Here is a 19,073-nt window from a genome sequence, read left to right on the forward strand (position 1 = left end):
CCGTGACCTTTCAATAATGGCAAGGCTGGAGGTATTGCTGCCCAAAAACGCTGCGACTTAGGGCAACGCAGGTGGGTGCCCGCCTTAGGCTGGAGTCCGCCGCCTGTTTGCGCGGGCTGTTCAGGCAGATGCCCTGTGACTACTCTCGCCACCGACTAGCCGGTTGACTCGCTACTTTGACTCAAAAAGCTTCCAACTCACCTAAAGGCCGCGGCCTTCTTTTTCGGCATCGTGGCGTCCCGCCGGCATTCGCCAGGCGCTCTGTTTGTTGAAAAGTATCTTATCCCCGGTAATCGGGCAGAATGACGTCGCGATCCTGCCGAGGCGGATTCGTCACCCAATCCTGCATCTGTCGCGCCACTTCGGGGTTGCTGTTTGCGCCCAGATAGTTGAGGTGCTGCCGCATGCCGAAGCCTTCACGGATGAAGTTCACAAAGTCGCCCAGGTCGCCACGTCCGAAGGCGGCGCGGTTCGCGCCAAAGTACTGGCTGACAATATCCGTCTGGTGCGCAATGGAGGTGACGTTGACCGCCGGCGGAAAATCATTCGCGTTCGCCGCGCCGCCTAGCGTCAGCACTTGGACGCGCGCCAGCATCTGGTCGGCGACCGCCCGCCCATGCTGCTGAACGAGATGCCGCTCGACCAACCGGAGGGCCTCCGCGCTGATGGCCGCCCCCTGACTGTAGCCGACAATCCGCACCGGGCTGTTCGGATAGTTTGCTAACTGGGACAAAATCATGTTGGCTTGCGTCTGGGCGGCTGGCGGGTTCTGGAGCGTATTCCGTTTGACCCAGTCGGCGGTCCCCGGATTCACCGTCGCTTCGGCGAGGTAGCGGGTTGTCCGACCTAGAATGAATGCTTCCCGATTGGCTGGATTTGAGCCTAAGATGAGGCGTACCGGCAAGGGGAGATTGTTGTAGTCCGCCTCGGCGCGCGCCCGTGCTTGGCGTGCATGGTGCGTTAGGGCGATGCTGGCGGCCACCGCCGGGTCGGAGTTGTTATAGACCATTTCGACTGGTTTACCCGTCACGCGGGAGACTTCCTGCGCGAGGCTCGCTGCGCCGGAAAACGGCGTCATAATGCCGTTGACGACGATGACCGGCGGCGCGGCATTTGGATTAACGCCGGGCGCTGTGACACGAAACGCTGCGCCGTTGAGATGGCTGTCGGCGGCCAGCGGTGAAACGCGCGGCGGCGCAGACGGATTCGGCCCAGCGCCCGTAATCGGCCCCCGTGGATACAGACGAGTCGGAGCGCCGGCAGTCGCCACTGCAGAAGCCGTCAAAACTTGTCCCTTGCGCAATGCGCCCATCATCTGAAGTTCGGAAAGCCGCGTCGTGTTGGCGGACACGGTGGTGTTGGCGGGCGTTGAAGGCGTTGTACGCGGGGTGTTGACCGTCGGCGAAAGCGTGCGGGCAATTGGGCGCGCCACTTGAGGCTGAATCCGATTCGTCATAGAGCTGTCTCCTCACCGGTCACGCCTGGGCAAAGCAGCAGGCGGTACAGGGAATGTCACCATCACCTCTGGTTATCGAACTTCCGTGTGAATTGTTGCGTCTGACGTTAGACGGAATTTTCATCCGCTTAACCCCGGCGGCGGTAGCGTCGTAGCATGTCAGCCAGCCTCCGATAATCTTTGTTTTGGGGATCAAGCTGGGACGCCTGCTCGGCCGCCTCGGCTGCTTCGGCGTAACGCTTTTCACCAAATGCAATCAACGCCGCATAGGAAAAAACTGCTGCCCTGTCGCGGTTGCGCCTCAGCGCCCCGTCCTGAAAAATCTTGTCCACCTGTTCACGCGCCAGCGCATACTGCTTGCGATCAATGAACAGGCCGGCAAGCGTAAGGCGCGGATAAATCTCCAAGCTTTTCCGCGTCGCCGTCGTCAGCGCCGAACGCGCCTCCATTTCGGCCTCATCCGCCCGCGCCGCAAACTTGCGTTTGTCGGAGAGGTACTGCTCGGCGTAAATCTGTGACAGAACCGCGTGCGCATAGCAGACGTACTCCTGCTCCGGGTTGAGTTCCAAACAGCGTTTCTGGTTGGCGATGGCTTCCTCAACCTTGTTTTGCCGCCACTTCAGAACACCTAAGTTTTGGTAGGCCGGCCCATAATCGGGATGCGACTTCAGCACGGCGTACACAATATCTTCCGACTCAACAAAACGCTCCTGCTCAAACAGGATTTCCGCCTTTTCAATGCGCAATTCCGGTGACGTAGGATTCGCAGCCAGCTGCTCGTCAACCAGTCGCAGCGCCTTGTCGTAGTCGCCTGCCTCGCGCAAGGCGCGCGACTCGCGCAGTATGGCGGTGGTGTCAATGGTAACCACCGACGGGGTATTCCCACCGCCGCCGTCCGAGGGGGCATAGAAGTACAGCGCCGCGCCAACGACTAGAACGACAACAACCAGACCGGCGATGCCAAGCACGCCGCCAATAATCCAGACGTTCTTAGACGTTTCGCTGTGTCCCGGAGCGGCGGACTGCGTCGGCGGCGTCGGATAGGTCGGCGCGGCGTACGGTGTTTGCCACACTGTCCCCGGCATGGAAGCCGCCATCGGTTGGGCAACCGTCGCAGGCAGCGGCGGCGCGGCGGCGTAGGCGGGCGGCGGACGAAACACATCGTCCCGGTTTGGCGTCGCAGGCTGCGTGGCGGCTGGCGACCGCGCTCCGGCGGTGGCGATCGTCGCGCCTTGGTGGTGCGTTGCGCGATCCGTCGTGGCCGCCATTGCGCGTGTGTCCTCCACGGTGGATAAAGCCTTTTCAAGTTGGTCGGCGAACATCCCGGCCGAAGCTGGACGGTGCGCCGGCGATCGCGCCAACGCCTGCCGCACCACGGCTTCGATGGCAGGCGGCACGGCGACATGGGGGGCGGCGACCACCATCGGGCGCGGCGGCTCCGATAACCGCGCCACCATTTGCGCCTGTAAGGAGTCACCCAGAAACGCCGGCGCTCCAGTCAGCATTTCATAGGTCGTCAGCGCCAACGCATAGACGTCGGAGCGGGCATCCAGCGGTTCGCCTAGGACCTGTTCAGGCGACATGTACTGCGGCGTCCCGACGATGAAGCCGACTTGCGTCATCGGAACGACGCTTTCCATACCGCCGACGGCTTTGGCGATCCCAAAGTCCACGACCTTCACGCGGTCGCCATCCATCACCATGATGTTGTCGGGCTTAAGGTCGCGGTGGATGACACCCAACTGATGGGCAGCGTCCAACGCCGAAGCAATTTGGCGCACAATGGCGACGACACGCGCCGGCGGCAGCGGCCCGTGTTTTTGCAACAGCTTGGAGAGCGGCTGCCCTTGGATGTATTCCATCGCCAGAAAGGCCACGCCGGACTCGGCTTCGCCAAAGTCGTGAATGACGACGGCATTGGGATGGTTAATGCCAGCGGCCAGTTTAGCCTCGCGCAAAAAACGCCGCGCCGCCTCAGGATTGGCGGCGTCAGGGCGCAGAATCTTCACAGCGTCCACACGTTCCAACCGGAGATGACGAGCGCTGTAAACGCTCCCCATGCCGCCTTCACCCAGCTTAGAGAGGATTTCATAGCGTCCGGCAAGGACTTGCCCGATGAAGGGATCGGCGGTTGGAGCGCCGGCGGGGGCAAGAGACGTGCCGTCGCGTGGACAGAATTTGGCGTCATCCGGGTACTGCGTCTGGCAAGTCGGGCATTGTTTCATAGGTGAGCAAAGCTCCGGCGCAGAATCGGCGGTGATCGTTGAACCCGACAGACACAAACAGTGTTTGTACAGGGGTGGGAAGTTTATCCGAAGAAGACGCGCGCTGTCTCATACAACTCATCATCCAGACGCTTAATGCAGGCGACGGCCTGTTCAATCGGCACCGACGCCATGCGCATCCCCTGCAGCGCCGCCATGCAGCCGAATTCACCGGCGCGTACCATATCCACGGCTTTGACGCCGAGGCGCGTCGCCAGCAGCCGATCATAAGCAGTTGGGACGCCGCCGCGTTGCGTGTAGCCTAAGACCGTAACGCGGGTTTCGATACCGGTCAATTCCTCGATTTTTTTCGCCAACAAGTGTCCAATGCCGCCCAGCCGCGTATGCTGAAACACGCGCTCGCGTTCCTCCGGTGTCAAAAAATCTTCGTCCGGGTGCGGGTGGGCGTCCTCCGCGACGACGATAATTGAGAAGAAGCGCCCTAGCGATTTACGGTGATTGAGGATTTGGCACACCTCGCTGATGCGGAACGGATGCTCTGGAACGAGAATGATGTCGGCACCGCCCGCAATCCCAGCGCCGGCGGCGATCCAGCCGGCATGCCGTCCCATAACTTCCACCACCATCACACGATCGTGCGACTCCGCCGTAGTGTGCAGGCGGTCAATGGCCTCGGTGGCGACCGACATCGCCGTATCAAAGCCGAACGTCATATCCGTACCACACAGATCGTTGTCAATGGTTTTGGGAACGCCGACGATGGGATAGCCGTACCGCCGGTGCATTTCTAGCGCCGCGCTGAGCGTTCCTTCACCGCCGATGACAATCAAGGCGTCCAGCTCGTACTTGCGCCAGTTGACGCGAATTCGTTCAGCGATTTCATCGGTCTGCATAGGATTAACGCGCGACGTACCGAGAATCGTCCCGCCGCGCGGCAGGATGCCTGAGACCGAATATCTCGTCAGCGGCTCGACGCGCCCATGGATTAGGCCGTTCCAGCCCTGATGGATGCCCAGCACGCGAATCCCGTGCTGCATGGCGCGACGGACAACAGCGCGCAGCGCAGCATTGAGGCCAGGCGCGTCGCCGCCGCCCGTCAAGACACCTAACGTACGAATCTCCATGACGCTACCTCGTCCTCTCAACCGAAGAAATGACGGTACACACGCCGCCGCCGGAAGCCATGCCAACTGCGCCTCACTATAGCAAAGCGTTAGAAGTAAAACAGTTTCGTAAGTGTAACATTGCACACATTGCGTCGGCGGCCGCACCGGTTGGACGTTGTTCTAGGGGGATGACGGCTTGGCGGTTGGCGCGCAAGCCGCGGCAGGACGCAAATGACGCCAGCGACGCTCACGCAACGGTGACACGGCACTTTCTTCAGTTTCTGCGGACGGGCGCGCCAAAACCTGCATCACGCCCTGACCAGCCTTTGTAAAACATCGGTTTCACAATGGATTGTAACGCCTGCGCCGGGAAGTTACCGGTCGTCCGCCTGCAGGCCTTCAAAGACGTCTGGTCAATGCCCTAAGAGTTTTTTCGCATCATTGGACTGCGCATGCGATAGTGGAAGTGAGGTCGCCCCGGAGGCTTCCCCCGCCGTGACCGGCGGCGACTTCACCCTGTCTCTTCTAACAGAACACTTGCAGACAGAACACTTGGACGATGAATCTTGCCGAAGCGCGGGCCGCCAATGTACGCGGCAATGAGTACCTTCAACAGGGGGACTATGCGGCGGCCATCGCCGCCTACCGTGAAGCCATCGCACACGACCCGTACGCTCGCGCCTATCCACGTGAGCGCGGCATCATTCACGCCAACCTTGCCTACGCCCTGTCGCTGGCGGGCGATCTCACCGCCGCCTGTGAAGCCTATCAGGCGGCGATTCGGCTTGAGCCGCGCCGCGCGACCTACCACAACGAACTTGGTGATGTCCTCTTCCGGTTGGAAGACTGGTCGGCAGCGCTGGCGGCCTATCAGCGGGCGGCGCAGGCAGAAACCTTTCTGCGGGTGTACCCTGAAGCGCCGGGCCTGATTCAGTACAACTTGGGATTGACCTACAGCCGTCTGGGGGACGTTGAAGCGGCGCGGCGACACTTGGCGGAAGCCGTCCGGCGTGAACCAAACAACCCAAACTACCGGGCGGCGCTGGAAGAAGTTCGCCCGCCGGTTGAAGCGCCGCCGCCCGATGTTGTACGCCGCCGCCCAACCTTTGCAGACATCGGCGGCTACGACGACGCCAAGCGGAGCATTGCGCAGGCGGTGCGGATTGTGCTGGAGGCGGAACGGGCGGCGCGCTACCGGATTCGGCTCAACGGCATTCTGCTGGTCGGCGAACCGGGCAGCGGTAAGACATTCTTTGCCGAAGCGACGGCGGGCGAGTTTCAGCTACCGCTGCTGCGAGTGACACTCAGTGAAGTCACTTCCAAATGGGCTGGCGAAAGCGTCGAACGCCTGCACCAGGTTTTTGAACAAGCCGCGCAGCGCGCGCCGTGTCTGTTGTTCTTTGACGATTTTGACGGGCTAGCGGCGACGCTGCGCGATACGGAGTCCAACATTGAGCACCGCCGTTTCCTTGAGGCGTTCATCCAACACGTCGAGCAGGTCCGCTCCAAGCCGGGCGTGGTGCTCATGGCGGCCACATCGCAGCCGAACGCGCTGGAAGCTGCCATGGTGCGGCCGGGACGCTTCGACTGGCGTATCATACTGCCGCCGCCCGGTGTGACGGAGCGCCGCGCCATACTAGAAAGCTTACTGAACCTGCGTCCCATCGGGGAGGTCAACTACGACCGCTGGGCCGCGCGGACAGCCGGCTATACGGCGGCTGATCTGGCGCGGCTGGTCAATACAGCGGCGCTGGCAGCGTTCGCCGCCGACCAGCCGATTGCGGATCAGCATTTGGCGGCGGCGCTGGCGCAGTTTGAAGCGAAGGAGCGGTTCTTCGGGGTGAAACGCTCGTGGGCGGACATCGTGATGGCGGACGACGTGCGGGCGACGTTCCGTCTGATCCAGCAGTTGCTCGAAGACCCTGAAGCCGGTCGCGTCTTCGGGCTAACGCCGCCGCGCGGCGCGGTGCTGTACGGCCCGCCGGGGACTGGCAAGACGACGCTGGCGCGTGTGCTAGCCTATGAAGCCCGGTGTAGCTTCTACGCCGTGACGCCTAGCGACATCTACGCCAAGTGGGCCGGCGAATCTGAGCGCCGCGTAACGGAACTATTCCAGCGGGCGCGCGCCAACCGTCCTAGCATCCTCTTCTTCGACGAAGCGGACGCCTTATTCGGCGTTCGCTCGGCGGCGGCCGGAGAGGCTGCCCCGCATGTCAACCGTGTCGTCAATCAGTTCTTGGCCGAAATGGACGGCATGCGCGCTAATGATCGCCTGTTTGTATTGGCGGCGACCAACCGCCTTGACTTGATTGATCCGGCAATCCTGCGCGCCGGTCGCCTGTCGGAAAAAATTCATGTCCCGTTGCCAAACCGTGAACAGCGGCGGGCGCTTTTTGCGCTGTTCACGCAGGCGATGCGGCTTGAAGAAACAGTTTGTTTGGAAGCATTGGCGGAGGCGACGGTCGGCAAATCCGGCGCGGATATTGAGGAAATCTGTCAGGTTGCCGCGCGTGCGGCCTTTCTGCGCTGTTTGGAAGCGGACGGCGAACAACGCTGCGTCACGTATGAAGACTTTCGCTACGCCCTGTCACTCGTCGGCGTCGCCCTAGCGAAAAACCAAACGGACGGCCGCACCGCGGCGCCGTCCTCAGTGGAGGTCGCCACCGTCGGGTAAGTCGGGTGGAAAAATCGCCCGCCAGCGCCTACCCTGGAAACGAGCGGTTCAGTCTGCCGTGGCGACCGCGAGTCCCATTTACCCAAATGACGGCGTCCGCCTATGAACCAGTTGAGGCGGCGGCCGGGAACTCGATCCGGTAATCCTCAATGACGGGATTGGCCAGCACCTCGCGCGCAAAGCGTTCCAACTCGGCGCGAGCAGCTTCCAAATCACCGTCGGCAGCGACTTCGACCTCGAAGAACTTCCCCTGCCGCACGTCGGCGATGCGCGTAAAGCCAATCGCTTCGCTTGCGCGCTGAATCGTTTGCCCCTGTGGGTCGAGGACGCCCGGCTTGAGCGTCACGTGTACTGTAGCTTTCATAGCGACGCTTCCACCTACCAGTCCGCGCCGACTACTCGGCTAACGTTTCCGCCGCCGGCACCGCCGACTTTTCCGGCTTCGAGGAAGCGGCTGGCTTTTCGGCCGGCGGCGCGTCGGAGACGACCACGACCTTGAGCGTCACTGTTACGTCGCGGTGCAACTTGACCGGCACTTCATACTCACCAAGCGCCTTAATCGGCTCTTTGAGCATAATTCGCCGCCGCTCAACGCTAAGTTGGCGGGAGGCCAGCTCTTCGGCAATATCCATCGAGGTTACTGAGCCATAGAGCGTTCCGTGTTCGCCAGCCTTGCGTTGGAACGTCAGCGTCAGGGCGGACAGTTGCTCGCCAAGCGACTGCGCCGCCGCCAGTTCCGCCTGCGCCAGTTTGACGAGCCGCTGCCGCTCCCGCTCAATCAGCTTCACGTTGGCGCGCGTCGCCATCAAAGCCAATCCCTTGGGAATCAAGTAGTTGCGTCCGTAGCCGGCCCGTACCTTCACAATGTCGCCCCGGACGCCAAGGTGTTCGACGTCTTCCTTCAACAGGAGTTCCATCATCGCCATTGCAGGTTCACCTCCATCAGGCTTCGCCTTCCGGCTCTGCGCCGTTGGTCGCCGCCGCCTGTTGCGCCGCGCGCGCTGCCATTCGCCGTTCGCGGCGCGCCTTGATTTTCGCCGCCCGCTTGAGGTCCTCGTCCACCCGTACCGTCAGAAAGCGAATGACTGGATCGAGCACCCGCAGGCGGCGTTCGGTCTCGGCGATTTCTCGCCCTGTGCCGTTGATATGGAGCAGAACATAAAAACCTTCGTGGAATTTACGGCTTCCCTTACGGATCATGTAGGCCAGCCGTTGGCGGCCAATCTTTTCAACTTTGTTGACCAGTCCGCCGTGGCTGCTGACCTGTTCGGAAAGCGATTCAATGATCTTGTCGGTTTCTTCCTCCGTCAGATCGGGGTCAAGCACAAACATCACTTCATACAAACGATCACGCTTCGTGTTCACGGATAACTCCTTTCGGACTCAGTCCGTCGGACTGACGCCTCCGCACCTGTAGCGGAAGCAAGGGATAGCCGGCGTAAACGGCAACGCCGGCGGTTTGGAGGGCGGGTCAGGTGTTGAACCGCGCCATGGTCGGTTCAAGTCCATACTGGACCCACGCTTCAACGGCGTCGGCGGCGCGCGCTGTCAACTCCGGCAGCGCCGACCGTTCGGCCGCCGAAAAATTGCTCAGCACAAAGGCAGCCAAGTCGTGGATGGGATGTTCTGGGCGAATGCCGATGCGCAGGCGGGCGTAGTGTTCCGTCTTGAGCTTCTCCGCCAACGACTTCAAGCCGTTGTGGCCGCCCGAACTACCCTTACCGCGTAAGCGCAGCCGACCAAACGGCAGCGCTACGTCGTCCACCACGGCCAGCAAATCCTGCTGTGGGTTGACGCCGTATTTGGCGCACAGCGGCGCTACCGCCTGTCCCGATGCGTTCATGTAGGTCTGCGGCTTGACCAGCAACACCGCTTCGCCGCCGACCACAATCCTTCCCGTCAACGCCTCACACTCGGCCAGCCCGATTGACCGACCGGCGCGTTCAGCCAGCACGTCCACCACCAGAAAGCCGATGTTGTGGCGCGTCATGGCATAGGTTGCGCCGGGATTCCCGAGGCCCACGACACACTTCACGGGCGGACTACTTCTTGCCCTTCTTCGGCGCTTCACCAGCAGCGGCGGCGGCGGCTTCGGCCGAGGCGCGCGTCCCGACCAGCGAGGCGACCAGTTGCGTCGGCGGCGACAGCAACTGCGCGCCTTCCGGCAACGGCACGTCCTGCGCGTACACCCGCCCGCCAATTTTCAAGTCGGTGATGTCCACAACAAGCTCCTTGGGCAGTTGCGATGTCAGGCACTTGATGGTCAGCGTCCGTACCCCTCGCTGCAACACTGCACCTTGGCGGACACCCAGCGGTTCACCCTGCAGGCGAATCGGTACGGGCGTTTTGACCGGCTCATCCATGGCGACACGGAGAAAATCCAAATGCTCGATGGTACCGCGTACGGGATGGGTTTGCACTTCCCGAATGATGACCGGCACCAGGCCTTCTTCCGGCAGCTTGATGTTGAACACCGTCGCCCGACTAATCCCTGTTCGCACAAAAGCCATGAACGCTTTGCGATCCACCAAGCCGTTGAATGACGGCTTTTTGCGCCCATAGACATTGACCGGAATTGCGCCCGCCCGCCGGTTGCGACGCGCCTCGTTCGAGCCAAGTTTCAGGCGCGGCTGTACCTCAATCACGGTTTCTGCAATCATACGACCTATAATGACCTTTCTTCCGCACTGACAAATTCATACAAAGAGCCGGCTCACCGATGTCGCCGTGTGAATGGAACGAATCGCTTCGGCCAGCAGGCCGGCCACGCTTAGCACGCGAATCTTGGGCGGAAGGTTTGTGTGTGGAATCGTATTGGTGACGACGAGTTCCTCAATCGGCGATTGGGCGATGCGTTCCAGCGCCGGCCCAGAGAGGACGGCGTGCGTGCAGCAGGCGTAAACGGCCGTTGCGCCTTTGTCGGCGATGGCCTGCGCCACCTGCGTGAGCGAGCCGGCGGTATCCACCATGTCGTCCACGATCAGCGCCGGTCGCCCGGCAACGTTCCCGACGATGTTCATCACTTCAACGGTATTGGCCCGCTCCTTGTCACGGCGTTTGTCGGCCAGCGCCAAGTCCGCATCGAGGCGTTTGGCATAGGCGCGCGCGCGTTCGACGCCGCCTGCGTCAGGGGCGACCACCACGAGGTTGTCCAGTTTTTTCTTGGCGAAGTAATCGAGAAGCACCGGCGCGGCGTAGAGGTGATCCACCGGAATGTCAAAAAAACCCTGAATTTGACCGGCGTGCAAATCCATCGTTAGTACGCGCGTCGCGCCGGCGGTGGTGATGATGTTCGCCATGACCTTAGCCGAGATTGGGACGCGCGGCCGATCCTTCCGGTCTTTGCGGGCGTAGCCGAAATAGGGAATAACAGCCGTAATGCGCTCCGCCGATGAGCGCCGAAAGGCGTCAAGCATAATGAGCAGCTCGACGACGTGGCTGTCCACCGGCGGACAGGTGGGCTGAACGATAAAGACATCCGCCCCGCGTACGTTTTCGTTGATTTGGTAGTTGAACTCGCCGTCGCTGAAGCGGGTGGTGTTGGCGTCGCCGAGTTGGATGCCGAGGTAGCGGCAGATTTCCTCCGCTAGGGGACGATTGGCGTTGCCGCAAAACACGCGCATCCCGCTCATGATCGGTTGACCTCGTTCCCCACGGACGAACAAATGCGACGCCCTACTCTGCCGGGAGCAGGGCGTCGCACATCACACATCACCGAAAATGTGGCTGGCAGACAAGGACTCGAACCTTGATTCAGCGCTCCAAAGGCGCTTGTCCTACCATTGGACGATCTGCCAACAAATCGCTCTCATTATAGCCCTAACACCGCACCATCAGGCAAGTCACATTTTTGACCCGAGAAGGCGCTGCGTGTAGGCTTCACGTCCGACAGCGCGACAGACCCAACATCGCCATCCGGCGTTTGTGCCTGCTTGTCGCGCCGCTTCACTCGTCGCTGCGTCTGCGAACAACCCGAAGACCACACCGCCGCTGCCTGACATCCGCGCCACCGACGCGCCCCATGCACGAAGTCGGTCACGCGCTTCGCGCACCACGGAAAAGTCTTCAAAGACGACAGCTTCGAGGTCATTCCCCGCTTGCCGCCAATCCACGTCGGCCTGCGAGGAAGCCGCCAGTGTACGAACGGCGGCGGCGGTTGTCAACCCTGCGTTGAGTCGCCGAAACACCGGCCCGGTCGGTACTGACACATTGGGATGGATAAGCACGATCGACGGCAACTCGGCATCCGGCAGCGGATGAATCAGATCACCACGTCCTAAGCCCAGCGCCGTTCCCCCAACAAGGAAAAAGGGGACATCAGCGCCGAGTTGCGTTGCGATGTGGTGCAGTTCTGCGTCGGAGACGTTGACCGCCCACAATTGCCGCAAGGCAAGCAACGTCACAGCGGCGTCGCTGCTGCCGCCACCTAAGCCAGCTTGCATTGGGATGCGTTTCTGAAGGTGGATGCGTGCACCCTGCCGCGTCTGCCCAGCGGCTTGGAGCGCCTGGGCAGCGCGTACGACAAGATTACGTTCATCACATACCAGCGTCGGGTCGTCACAGGTCAGGTGAATGCCCGGCGTCGCCGTCGCCTCGATTTCGAGGCGGTCGTGCAGGTCTATGGTCTGAAAAACCGTTCGCAGTTCGTGGTAGCCGTCGGGACGACGCCCAATAACTTCCAGCGACAGGTTGATTTTGGCGAAAGCGGGAAAAACAGTCGGCATTGGCCCAGCAATGAAGCAGCTTGCTTTGTAAGGTCGGCGACATCGTTATCGGCGCACGAATGCTACAGGCCGCTGCGGCGTACACCAAGCAAGCTGGCTTGCGCCCTGCGCAGAGTTGAGCGCGCTATCAGCAGCCTGCTAAGAATCAGCGCCAGTCGGAGGCGTTTGGCCTAACTGCCGTTCGCTGCGATGGCATTCGTCTAGGGATTCCTACGCTTCACAAAATAAATTTCACCGTCCGCAAGTTTTACTAGGGAGGTGATTTCGGCGACGCTTTTGAGCTGTTCGACTCGATTCAGCGACTCACCAAGATAGGCGTGCTTGAATCGCACCAAGTAGGCTTGTCCGGACTCCGGCCAAGAGGATCGCACCTGAAACGGCAAATGCCTTGCCTGAATGTGAACGAGGAAGTAAAGCCCTTCTGGGTCGTTGGTATAGATTGGTTGGCGGGCAAAGTAGGCTTGGTGTTGCCGTATGTATTGGATGGTTTCGCTTCGCCGCCAGTGGACAGCCTGATAGCCCTGTCCGTTGTGGTGGGCCTCAATCGCCAGCGTCGTCGTAGCGACGGCTGGGTATGCAAACCAGATAATCAGTCCGAAGACCACCGGAAACCGCCTGTAATGGCGGGGCGATTCTTTACGTACACTGAAGTGCAGGAATTGGGAAAAGAAGCACAGTACAGCGATTACAAGCGGGATAAAGATCGGAGACAGCAGGCGATGGTCAATGGGATCATACAAAACACAAACAGCTGAAAGGATGATAAAAGTGGAATATACAATGATAAAGATGGGAGTGTAGGTAAGTTCAAACATTTTCTTCTGCAAGCTTTGGTAAAGATAAGCGCCTAGGAAAAAGAAAAAGGCGGTAAGCACCAATGATGAAAAAATGATCCAAGTAACCTTGCTCAACTTTGCAGATGGGTAGAAAAAACAATCAAGAAGTACATCCCCAAACAAAATGAGAACTTGGTGAGGAGTTAGCACAGAAGCCATCCGAGGACCTAAAAACGTACCAGAGACAACATAGTTTCTTATGATCCACAAACCAATGGGCAGCGATGAAACTAAGAAAAAGATGCAACATCGTGCGAAACCTACTTTCAGGTTCTTTATGTGAAGAAGAAGAAGGAGAATGATGCTGGAAATGATAACAGTAACTCCAGCGTAGCGAGTTAGGCATGAGCATCCTGTAATGATTGCACTTAGGAATAGGTACTTAGCTTTCCTGTTTATAGCAAAGTTGTTGATGAGATTTAGATGAATCATTAAGAGAAAAATGAAAAGCAGTTCACTCCATGCAAAAACTGACACCCAAAATATTGGTACACTAGCTATAACTGAAAGACAGGTTAGAATTGATAAGCCGAATGAATTGGTTACTGAGAAGGATGCTGTTCCAGCGAGGTAGATGACGGCAGCATAAAGCATCAAGTTGAGAAAGAGCGCGGCAGCGACGCCGTCCAAGTTGAAGAGACGCATCAATCCCGCCAGCACAAATGGGTACAAAGGTGGTTGTGAGACGAGAGGTTCACCGTGATAAGAAGTCAGGCCTGCGCCTTCGAGGATATGCTGTGCAACCGCCAAGTAGCTGACGGAATCTGGCGACAGTCCGACGCCATGGCGCGAAAGGGTCAACCAGAGCGCGCCGGTGCCGCATAGGCCAAGCAACCCCAGCCCGACCTCCTGTTGCCACGATAGCGTTGATGGAGCAGCGACGGTCGGCATGACGAGTGCGCGAAAAAGCGGCTTTCAGCAGAATGTTCGGCGTTACGGGGCGAGGTGGAGCAAGGCTTCTGTCAACGATGGAAAAATTCGCGCTGCAAGCTGCTGAGCCTCTCTGGACGGCGCTTTGAAGTCAGGGATCATCACCACTGTTACGCCGGCCGCATGGGCGGCGGACACACCCGGATCGGAGTCTTCAAACGCCAACACCCGTTCCGGCGCAACACCGAGCTTGGCGCAGGCGACAAGGTAGATATCCGGCGACGGCTTCGGACGGGCCGCTTCATCGCCGGTGACGGTCACAGGAAAACGCCGGTCAAGGCCAGTACGCGCCAGACGCGCCTTGGCCGCCGGACGCTGGGTTGATGTCGCCAGCGCCTTGGGCAAACGGAGTTCGTCCACTTTGGCCAGCATCTCCCACACACCCGGCTTCACCGGGATGGGCTCTTCGGCAAAGTAAACATTTTCGTAGTAGAGGACACGCTCATGAAAAGCCGGCATTGGAACGCTGTCGCCGAAATGGTCGAGGACAATTTGCAGGGCGTCGGCGCGCGAACGACCAACGAGCCGACCGTAAAAGGTTGGGGTAATGGTGAAGCCGCAGTCGGCGGCGGCACGTTGCCACGACCGGCAGTAAAGGCTTTCCGTGTCTATGAGGAGGCCGTCCATGTCAAAGATGATGGCGGCGAAATCACTCAGTTTCATTGCCGACCAGTCGCCAGACAGGGCGGGCCGGCGAGCGTTTTGGCGCGTCCGCCGCCGGGCAACCAAAACGAGCCAACAGTTGCTTTCCACAAGCCAGGCGCCGAAAGCGTCTTATTCTCCATACGTTTCCCGCCACTCCGCGTGGAACGGCTCGATGACCCGCGCGAAGTGGCGGGGATTGACCGTTGGACTAAGGTTCGCTTGAAGGTCTTCGATGACAGCACGCGCCTTGGCCAAATCAGCGCGCGCCACATCCATTTGGCGCAGCAGCCGGTGACAGCGGGCTGACATCACAGCAATACGCCACTGCCAAGGCCGCGCCGTCGCGTCCGGCAGTACCGTCGCCGCCTGCTGCACCAGCTCCAGCGCCTCAACCGGATGCCGATCCAGACAGTGCCAATCCGCCAACGCCAGCAAAGCGTCGCACTCGGCGGCGCGGTCGCTGATCGCCGACAACAGCTTATGGGCGGACTGAAAACACACTACGGCCGCCCCAAGTTCCTCACGCTGTCGGTAGGCATACCCAATGCACAACGTCGCTAGCCCTTCCAGTTGACGGTTGCCAATGCGCAGAGCAATGTCCAGCGCCGCCTGACCCTGCTCAAGCGCCTGCGAGAGGTCGCCCAGCCGAACCAAGCACTCTGCAATGTTGATGCGTTCAATGCACTCGCTGCGCGGGCGATTGAGGTCCTGCGTCAACTGACGCGCCCGCTGGAAGCGTTCAATGGCGGCTTCATACTCGCCCTGCAACCGGAGTACAACCCCCATGATGCTGGTGGCGATGGAAGCGCCTAAAGGATCGGCCAGCCGTTCGGCGGCGGCTATCCCTTCCTGAGCCAGCGCCATCGCTTTAGCGAACTCACCCTGCCGGGCGCGGACAAACGCGCCTTCGCGCAGCGCCAGCGCTTCCACCTGCCGATCCCGGATGGCGCGTCCCAACGTCAGCGCCTTATCAAGCGAATCCGCCGCCCGTGTGAACTGCCCAAGGCGGCCGTACAGGGTACCAATCACCGCCATGGTGCGCGCCTCGGCACGCTTGTCGCCTGTGCGACGCAACACCTCAAGCGCCTGATGGCAGTACAACAAAGCCGAGGAATACTCGCTGCGCGCCTCACACAACTCACCAAGCGCCGCCAGCGTGCGACCGCGCAGGTGCTCGTCCTGCGACGGCCGCGCCAGCGTCTGCGCAAGCTGAAGCTTCTTTTCAGCCTCATCCAGTCGCCCAATGTGGACGAGGAGTTGCCCGTAGTTGAGGTTGAAGTCGGTCAGCAGGCGCAGTTGCTCCACCGGCACGTTGTCAAACGACGCCTCTTTTTCGTCGAAGATCACATCTACGAGAATGTTCAAGCGCCGTTCGGCTTCTTCGGCCCAGCCGAAGTACTTGAGCGCCTCGTCAATCGCCCAGCTGCGCCAAGCCTGAGCGCCGGCGGCGGCAGCGTACCGCAGGGTTGGAAGGTGTTCGGCGGCCTGATGGAAATGGTAGGCGAGTTCACCGGCCAGCCGCCCGCCGCGCCCTGTCGCTGTGGCCGCCCGCTCCAAGGCGTGGCCGACGGCGGCGTGCGTCGTTCGGCGACGACGGCGATTGAGCCGGTTGTAGAGCACTTTCTGTACCGTACCGTGCCGAAAGCGGTAACTGTCCTCTTCCGCGTCCGTCAACTCGGTGATGATGCCCTGCGCCAGACCCTCTTCGACGGCGGCGAGCACCTCGCGCTCCGGGCGTTCCGTCACCGCCAGCAGTAAGTCAAAAGTAAAGTCCATCCCGATGACGGCCGCCTGCGACAGAAGCTCCAGCGCCGCCGGTGACAGTCGAGAAAACGTCGCCTCCACCACCTCAATCACCGACGGCGGCAGGGAAACATCCGTCAGCGGTGGAAACACCCAACCATCGTCCTGCCATCGAACATGCTGGCACTGCGCTAAATGACGCAGAATTTCCGCCAGAAAGAAGGGATTGCCGCGTGTTTCCGCGTGAAGACGCGCAACCGTGGCGGGCGCGACCTTCACCTTAGGAAAGGTCGCGTACACAAGGGCTGTCGCGTCTTCCAGCGATAGCGGCTCTAGCGTCAGAGACTCAAATCCGACCGACTGATTGACGGCGCGCATCCAGTGGCGCAGCGGATGCTGTTCGGTCAGCGATTCCGTCCGCGCCGTCAACACCAACATCAGCCGCAAACCCGACATCGAGCGCGCCAAATAGGCCAGCATGTCCAGACTGAGTTCGTCGGCGAAGTGCGCGTCGTCCACACACAAAATGGTGACTTGCCGATGCGCCAGCGCCGTATAGAGCGCTACGAGGTAGTCAAACGCTAAAAAGCGTTCATGCTGATTTTCAGACTGGACAGCGTCGCAGAAATGGAGGAAACCATCCTCGGTGGCGAATTCAAGCGCCACACGTTCCGCCAGCGGCCCGAACATTTGCTGCAACTCGGCTGGCTCATGCGCTTCAAGCAGTAACTGCAACGTCCCGCGCAGACTGTCGTAAAACGACTTGTACGGCGTGCCCTGCCCAGCCTCGTAGAAGGGCATGCTGAGAAACGTCACCTCAAAGCCAGCAAGCCGCCGCCGGAACTCGTGAAGCAGGCGGGTTTTGCCAATGCCAGTCGGCCCTAGCACCAGCACAGGCTGCCCGCGTCCGGCCACCGTCCGGTCATACATTTCGTGCAGTTTATGTAGTTCGGCCGTCCGCCCAACAAAGGCGTTGAAGTTCGGGTGAGTCTGCAGCGCCGCTTCATCCACACCCTGCCGGTAGACCCGGCCCGGCGCGCGCTGTTTGGCGACAGCCAGCGCCTGCCCACCCGCATCAAGTAAGCCCACGCCCGTTGTGGCGTCGTCAGGTGAAACAACGACGGCGATTGTGACCTGTACGGTGACGCCGCCCGGCACCTCAGCGCGTAGAAAGCGCTGCGTCGCCAACTGCTGGATCATGCGGTCGGCGAACACAATGGCATCGGGCGCTGTGCTCCCCGGCAACAGAATGGCGAACTCGTCGCCGCCGAGACGTGCGACAACCCCTAACTCGCCGACATGCTCGCGCAGCCAGTGCGCCAACTCGCGCAGGAGATTGTCCCCCACAGCGTAGCCGAACCGTTCATTGTAGGCTTTCATGCCGTCTACGCCGACCAGCAGCAGGGAAGCCGTCCGGCGTGCGGCGACCAGGCTTTCCACCTCCTGCTTGAGAAAGGTCAAGTTGCGAATGCCAGTCAGACTGTCATACCGAAGCGTTCCCGACCGGCGCACAACAACGTTGCGAAGCGACGGGTGGTCGGCGGCGCCCCCGCTGGTCGGCGGCGTGAGCGGCCCGGTCATCTCGCGGGTCGGCGGCGCCGCAAAGCCGCTCATTTCGTGGGTTGGCGGTGGGACAAAGCCGCCCGGTGAACTGGTCAAACGCAGCGCACCGCTTGGACGCGCGCCTGAAGCCAGTGGGCGCGTATTTGTCAGCGATAGACTCAAATCCTGCGCAAGCTCAGCGGCGGTTTGCGGACGGCGCGCCGGATCTTTTTCTAGCGCCCGCATCACGACGTGTTCCAGCGCCCAGCTCAGGTCAGGGTTGAGGTCGCGCGGTCGGCGTGGCGTTTCCGTCGCCTGCTGAATGATGACCGCCGAGACCGTGCGTGCGTTGAAAGGCACAGTTCCTGTCAACAGCTCGTAGAGGATAATGCCCAGGCTGTACACATCCGACCGCGGGTCAAGCGGCTCGCTCCGGCACTGCTCCGGCGACATGTAGTGCGGCGTGCCGACCATCAAGCCGTGCTCGGTCAACTTGGTCATAGCGGAAGCGGCTGCTTGTTCGTGCAGCTCGGCGACGCCGAAATCTACGACTTTGACCACCTCCGAACCGTCCCGCATCCGGGCCAGCATGATGTTCTCCGGCTTGAGATCACGGTGCAGGATGCCCTCCTGATGGGCGGCGTGGATAGCCGCGCACACGCTGGTCATAATGGCGACGGCCCGCTCCGGGCTGAGGCGACCAACGCGCTTGAGTTCATCCCGCAGCGACTCGCCAGTGATGTATTCCATCACCATGTAGGCGCGACCGTCCGGCAGCGTCCCGAAATCGTAAATCGTGACAACGTTGGGGTGTTTGATGCGGGCCGCAGCGCGTACTTCACGCTGAAAGCGCGCCACCGCCAACGGAATAGCCCGCGATTCCGGCGTCAGCACCTTAATCGCCGCCGTATCGCCGATTTGCAGCCGCGTCGCTGCATAGACTGTCGCCATGCCGCCGACGCCAAGGACACGCTCAATGCGGTACTTGCCGTCTACGGTCATGCCCAGAAGTGGGTCGGTTTGGTCCTCGGCCGTAGCAGTTGTCGGCGGCGACTCGTGTTCAGTCATGCTGCGTGCGGCTGATGACGTGACCATCTACATCTGCAATGTAGACGATCACCATAGAAAAACCGAGTCGTAGGGTTCGTTGAAACAGGCGTCTGCGTGCCACTAAACGGTATGTGCCGACGTG

At 60.7% G+C, this 19,073-nt stretch carries 14 protein-coding genes and 1 tRNA gene; 1 reads left to right on the forward strand and 14 read right to left on the reverse strand.

All coding sequences use genetic code 11. The features are described from left to right. Positions 1-280 precede the first annotated feature (280 nt). The 3 genes from NZ585_11320 to NZ585_11330 form a co-directional block, all read right to left on the reverse strand. The gene (locus NZ585_11320; GenBank protein MCS7080619.1) at positions 281-1,456 is read right to left on the reverse strand and encodes a hypothetical protein; all 1,176 of its coding nucleotides are present in this window, start codon (positions 1,454-1,456) and stop codon (positions 281-283) included. 128 nt (positions 1,457-1,584) lie between these two features. Beyond that, positions 1,585-3,681, reverse strand: coding sequence for a protein kinase (locus tag NZ585_11325; protein MCS7080620.1), 2,097 nt, complete (start codon positions 3,679-3,681; stop codon positions 1,585-1,587). Positions 3,682-3,764: 83 nt separating this feature from the next. Beyond that, positions 3,765-4,805: a 6-phosphofructokinase gene (locus NZ585_11330; GenBank protein ID MCS7080621.1), complete on the reverse strand. Its 1,041-nt coding sequence runs from the start codon at positions 4,803-4,805 to the stop codon at positions 3,765-3,767. Between the two features lie 541 nt (positions 4,806-5,346). Between NZ585_11330 and NZ585_11335 the strand changes: the two genes are divergently transcribed. Next, positions 5,347-7,461 (forward strand): AAA family ATPase, encoded by a 2,115-nt coding sequence (locus tag NZ585_11335; GenBank protein ID MCS7080622.1) that lies wholly within the window; start codon positions 5,347-5,349, stop codon positions 7,459-7,461. A gap of 100 nt (positions 7,462-7,561) precedes the next feature. Here the strand turns inward: NZ585_11335 and purS are convergent, their stop codons facing one another. The 11 genes from purS to NZ585_11390 form a co-directional block, all read right to left on the reverse strand. Next, entirely contained in the window at positions 7,562-7,825 is a 264-nt protein-coding gene (gene purS, locus NZ585_11340; GenBank protein ID MCS7080623.1) for a phosphoribosylformylglycinamidine synthase subunit PurS, read from the reverse strand. A 31-nt stretch (positions 7,826-7,856) separates the two neighbouring features. Next, positions 7,857-8,387: a 50S ribosomal protein L9 gene (gene rplI, locus NZ585_11345; GenBank protein ID MCS7080624.1), complete on the reverse strand. Its 531-nt coding sequence runs from the start codon at positions 8,385-8,387 to the stop codon at positions 7,857-7,859. Between the two features lie 16 nt (positions 8,388-8,403). Next, positions 8,404-8,826 carry a 30S ribosomal protein S6 gene (rpsF, locus tag NZ585_11350; protein ID MCS7080625.1) on the reverse strand — a complete coding sequence of 141 codons (423 nt, stop codon included), beginning with the start codon at positions 8,824-8,826 and terminating at the stop codon, positions 8,404-8,406. Between the two features lie 106 nt (positions 8,827-8,932). After that, a complete protein-coding gene (gene pth, locus NZ585_11355) occupies positions 8,933-9,496 on the reverse strand; it encodes an aminoacyl-tRNA hydrolase (protein MCS7080626.1) in 564 nt (187 codons plus the stop codon). Between the two features lie 7 nt (positions 9,497-9,503). Next, the gene (locus NZ585_11360; protein MCS7080627.1) at positions 9,504-10,121 is read right to left on the reverse strand and encodes a 50S ribosomal protein L25; all 618 of its coding nucleotides are present in this window, start codon (positions 10,119-10,121) and stop codon (positions 9,504-9,506) included. Positions 10,122-10,157: 36 nt separating this feature from the next. Then, positions 10,158-11,093 carry a ribose-phosphate pyrophosphokinase gene (locus NZ585_11365; GenBank protein ID MCS7080628.1) on the reverse strand — a complete coding sequence of 312 codons (936 nt, stop codon included), beginning with the start codon at positions 11,091-11,093 and terminating at the stop codon, positions 10,158-10,160. Positions 11,094-11,184: 91 nt separating this feature from the next. Beyond that, positions 11,185-11,258 (reverse strand) — tRNA-Gln (locus NZ585_11370). Positions 11,259-11,303: 45 nt separating this feature from the next. Then, positions 11,304-12,185 (reverse strand): 4-(cytidine 5'-diphospho)-2-C-methyl-D-erythritol kinase, encoded by an 882-nt coding sequence (ispE, locus tag NZ585_11375; GenBank protein MCS7080629.1) that lies wholly within the window; start codon positions 12,183-12,185, stop codon positions 11,304-11,306. 200 nt (positions 12,186-12,385) lie between these two features. Then, positions 12,386-13,912 carry a glycosyltransferase family 39 protein gene (locus tag NZ585_11380; GenBank protein MCS7080630.1) on the reverse strand — a complete coding sequence of 509 codons (1,527 nt, stop codon included), beginning with the start codon at positions 13,910-13,912 and terminating at the stop codon, positions 12,386-12,388. 42 nt (positions 13,913-13,954) lie between these two features. Further along, positions 13,955-14,614, reverse strand: coding sequence for an HAD family phosphatase (locus NZ585_11385; GenBank protein ID MCS7080631.1), 660 nt, complete (start codon positions 14,612-14,614; stop codon positions 13,955-13,957). A gap of 111 nt (positions 14,615-14,725) precedes the next feature. Continuing rightward, entirely contained in the window at positions 14,726-18,949 is a 4,224-nt protein-coding gene (locus NZ585_11390) for a protein kinase (GenBank protein ID MCS7080632.1), read from the reverse strand. Between the last annotated feature and the right edge of the window lie 124 nt (positions 18,950-19,073).

Source organism: Chloracidobacterium sp., assembly GCA_025057975.1.
GTDB lineage: Bacteria > Acidobacteriota > Blastocatellia > Chloracidobacteriales > Chloracidobacteriaceae > Chloracidobacterium.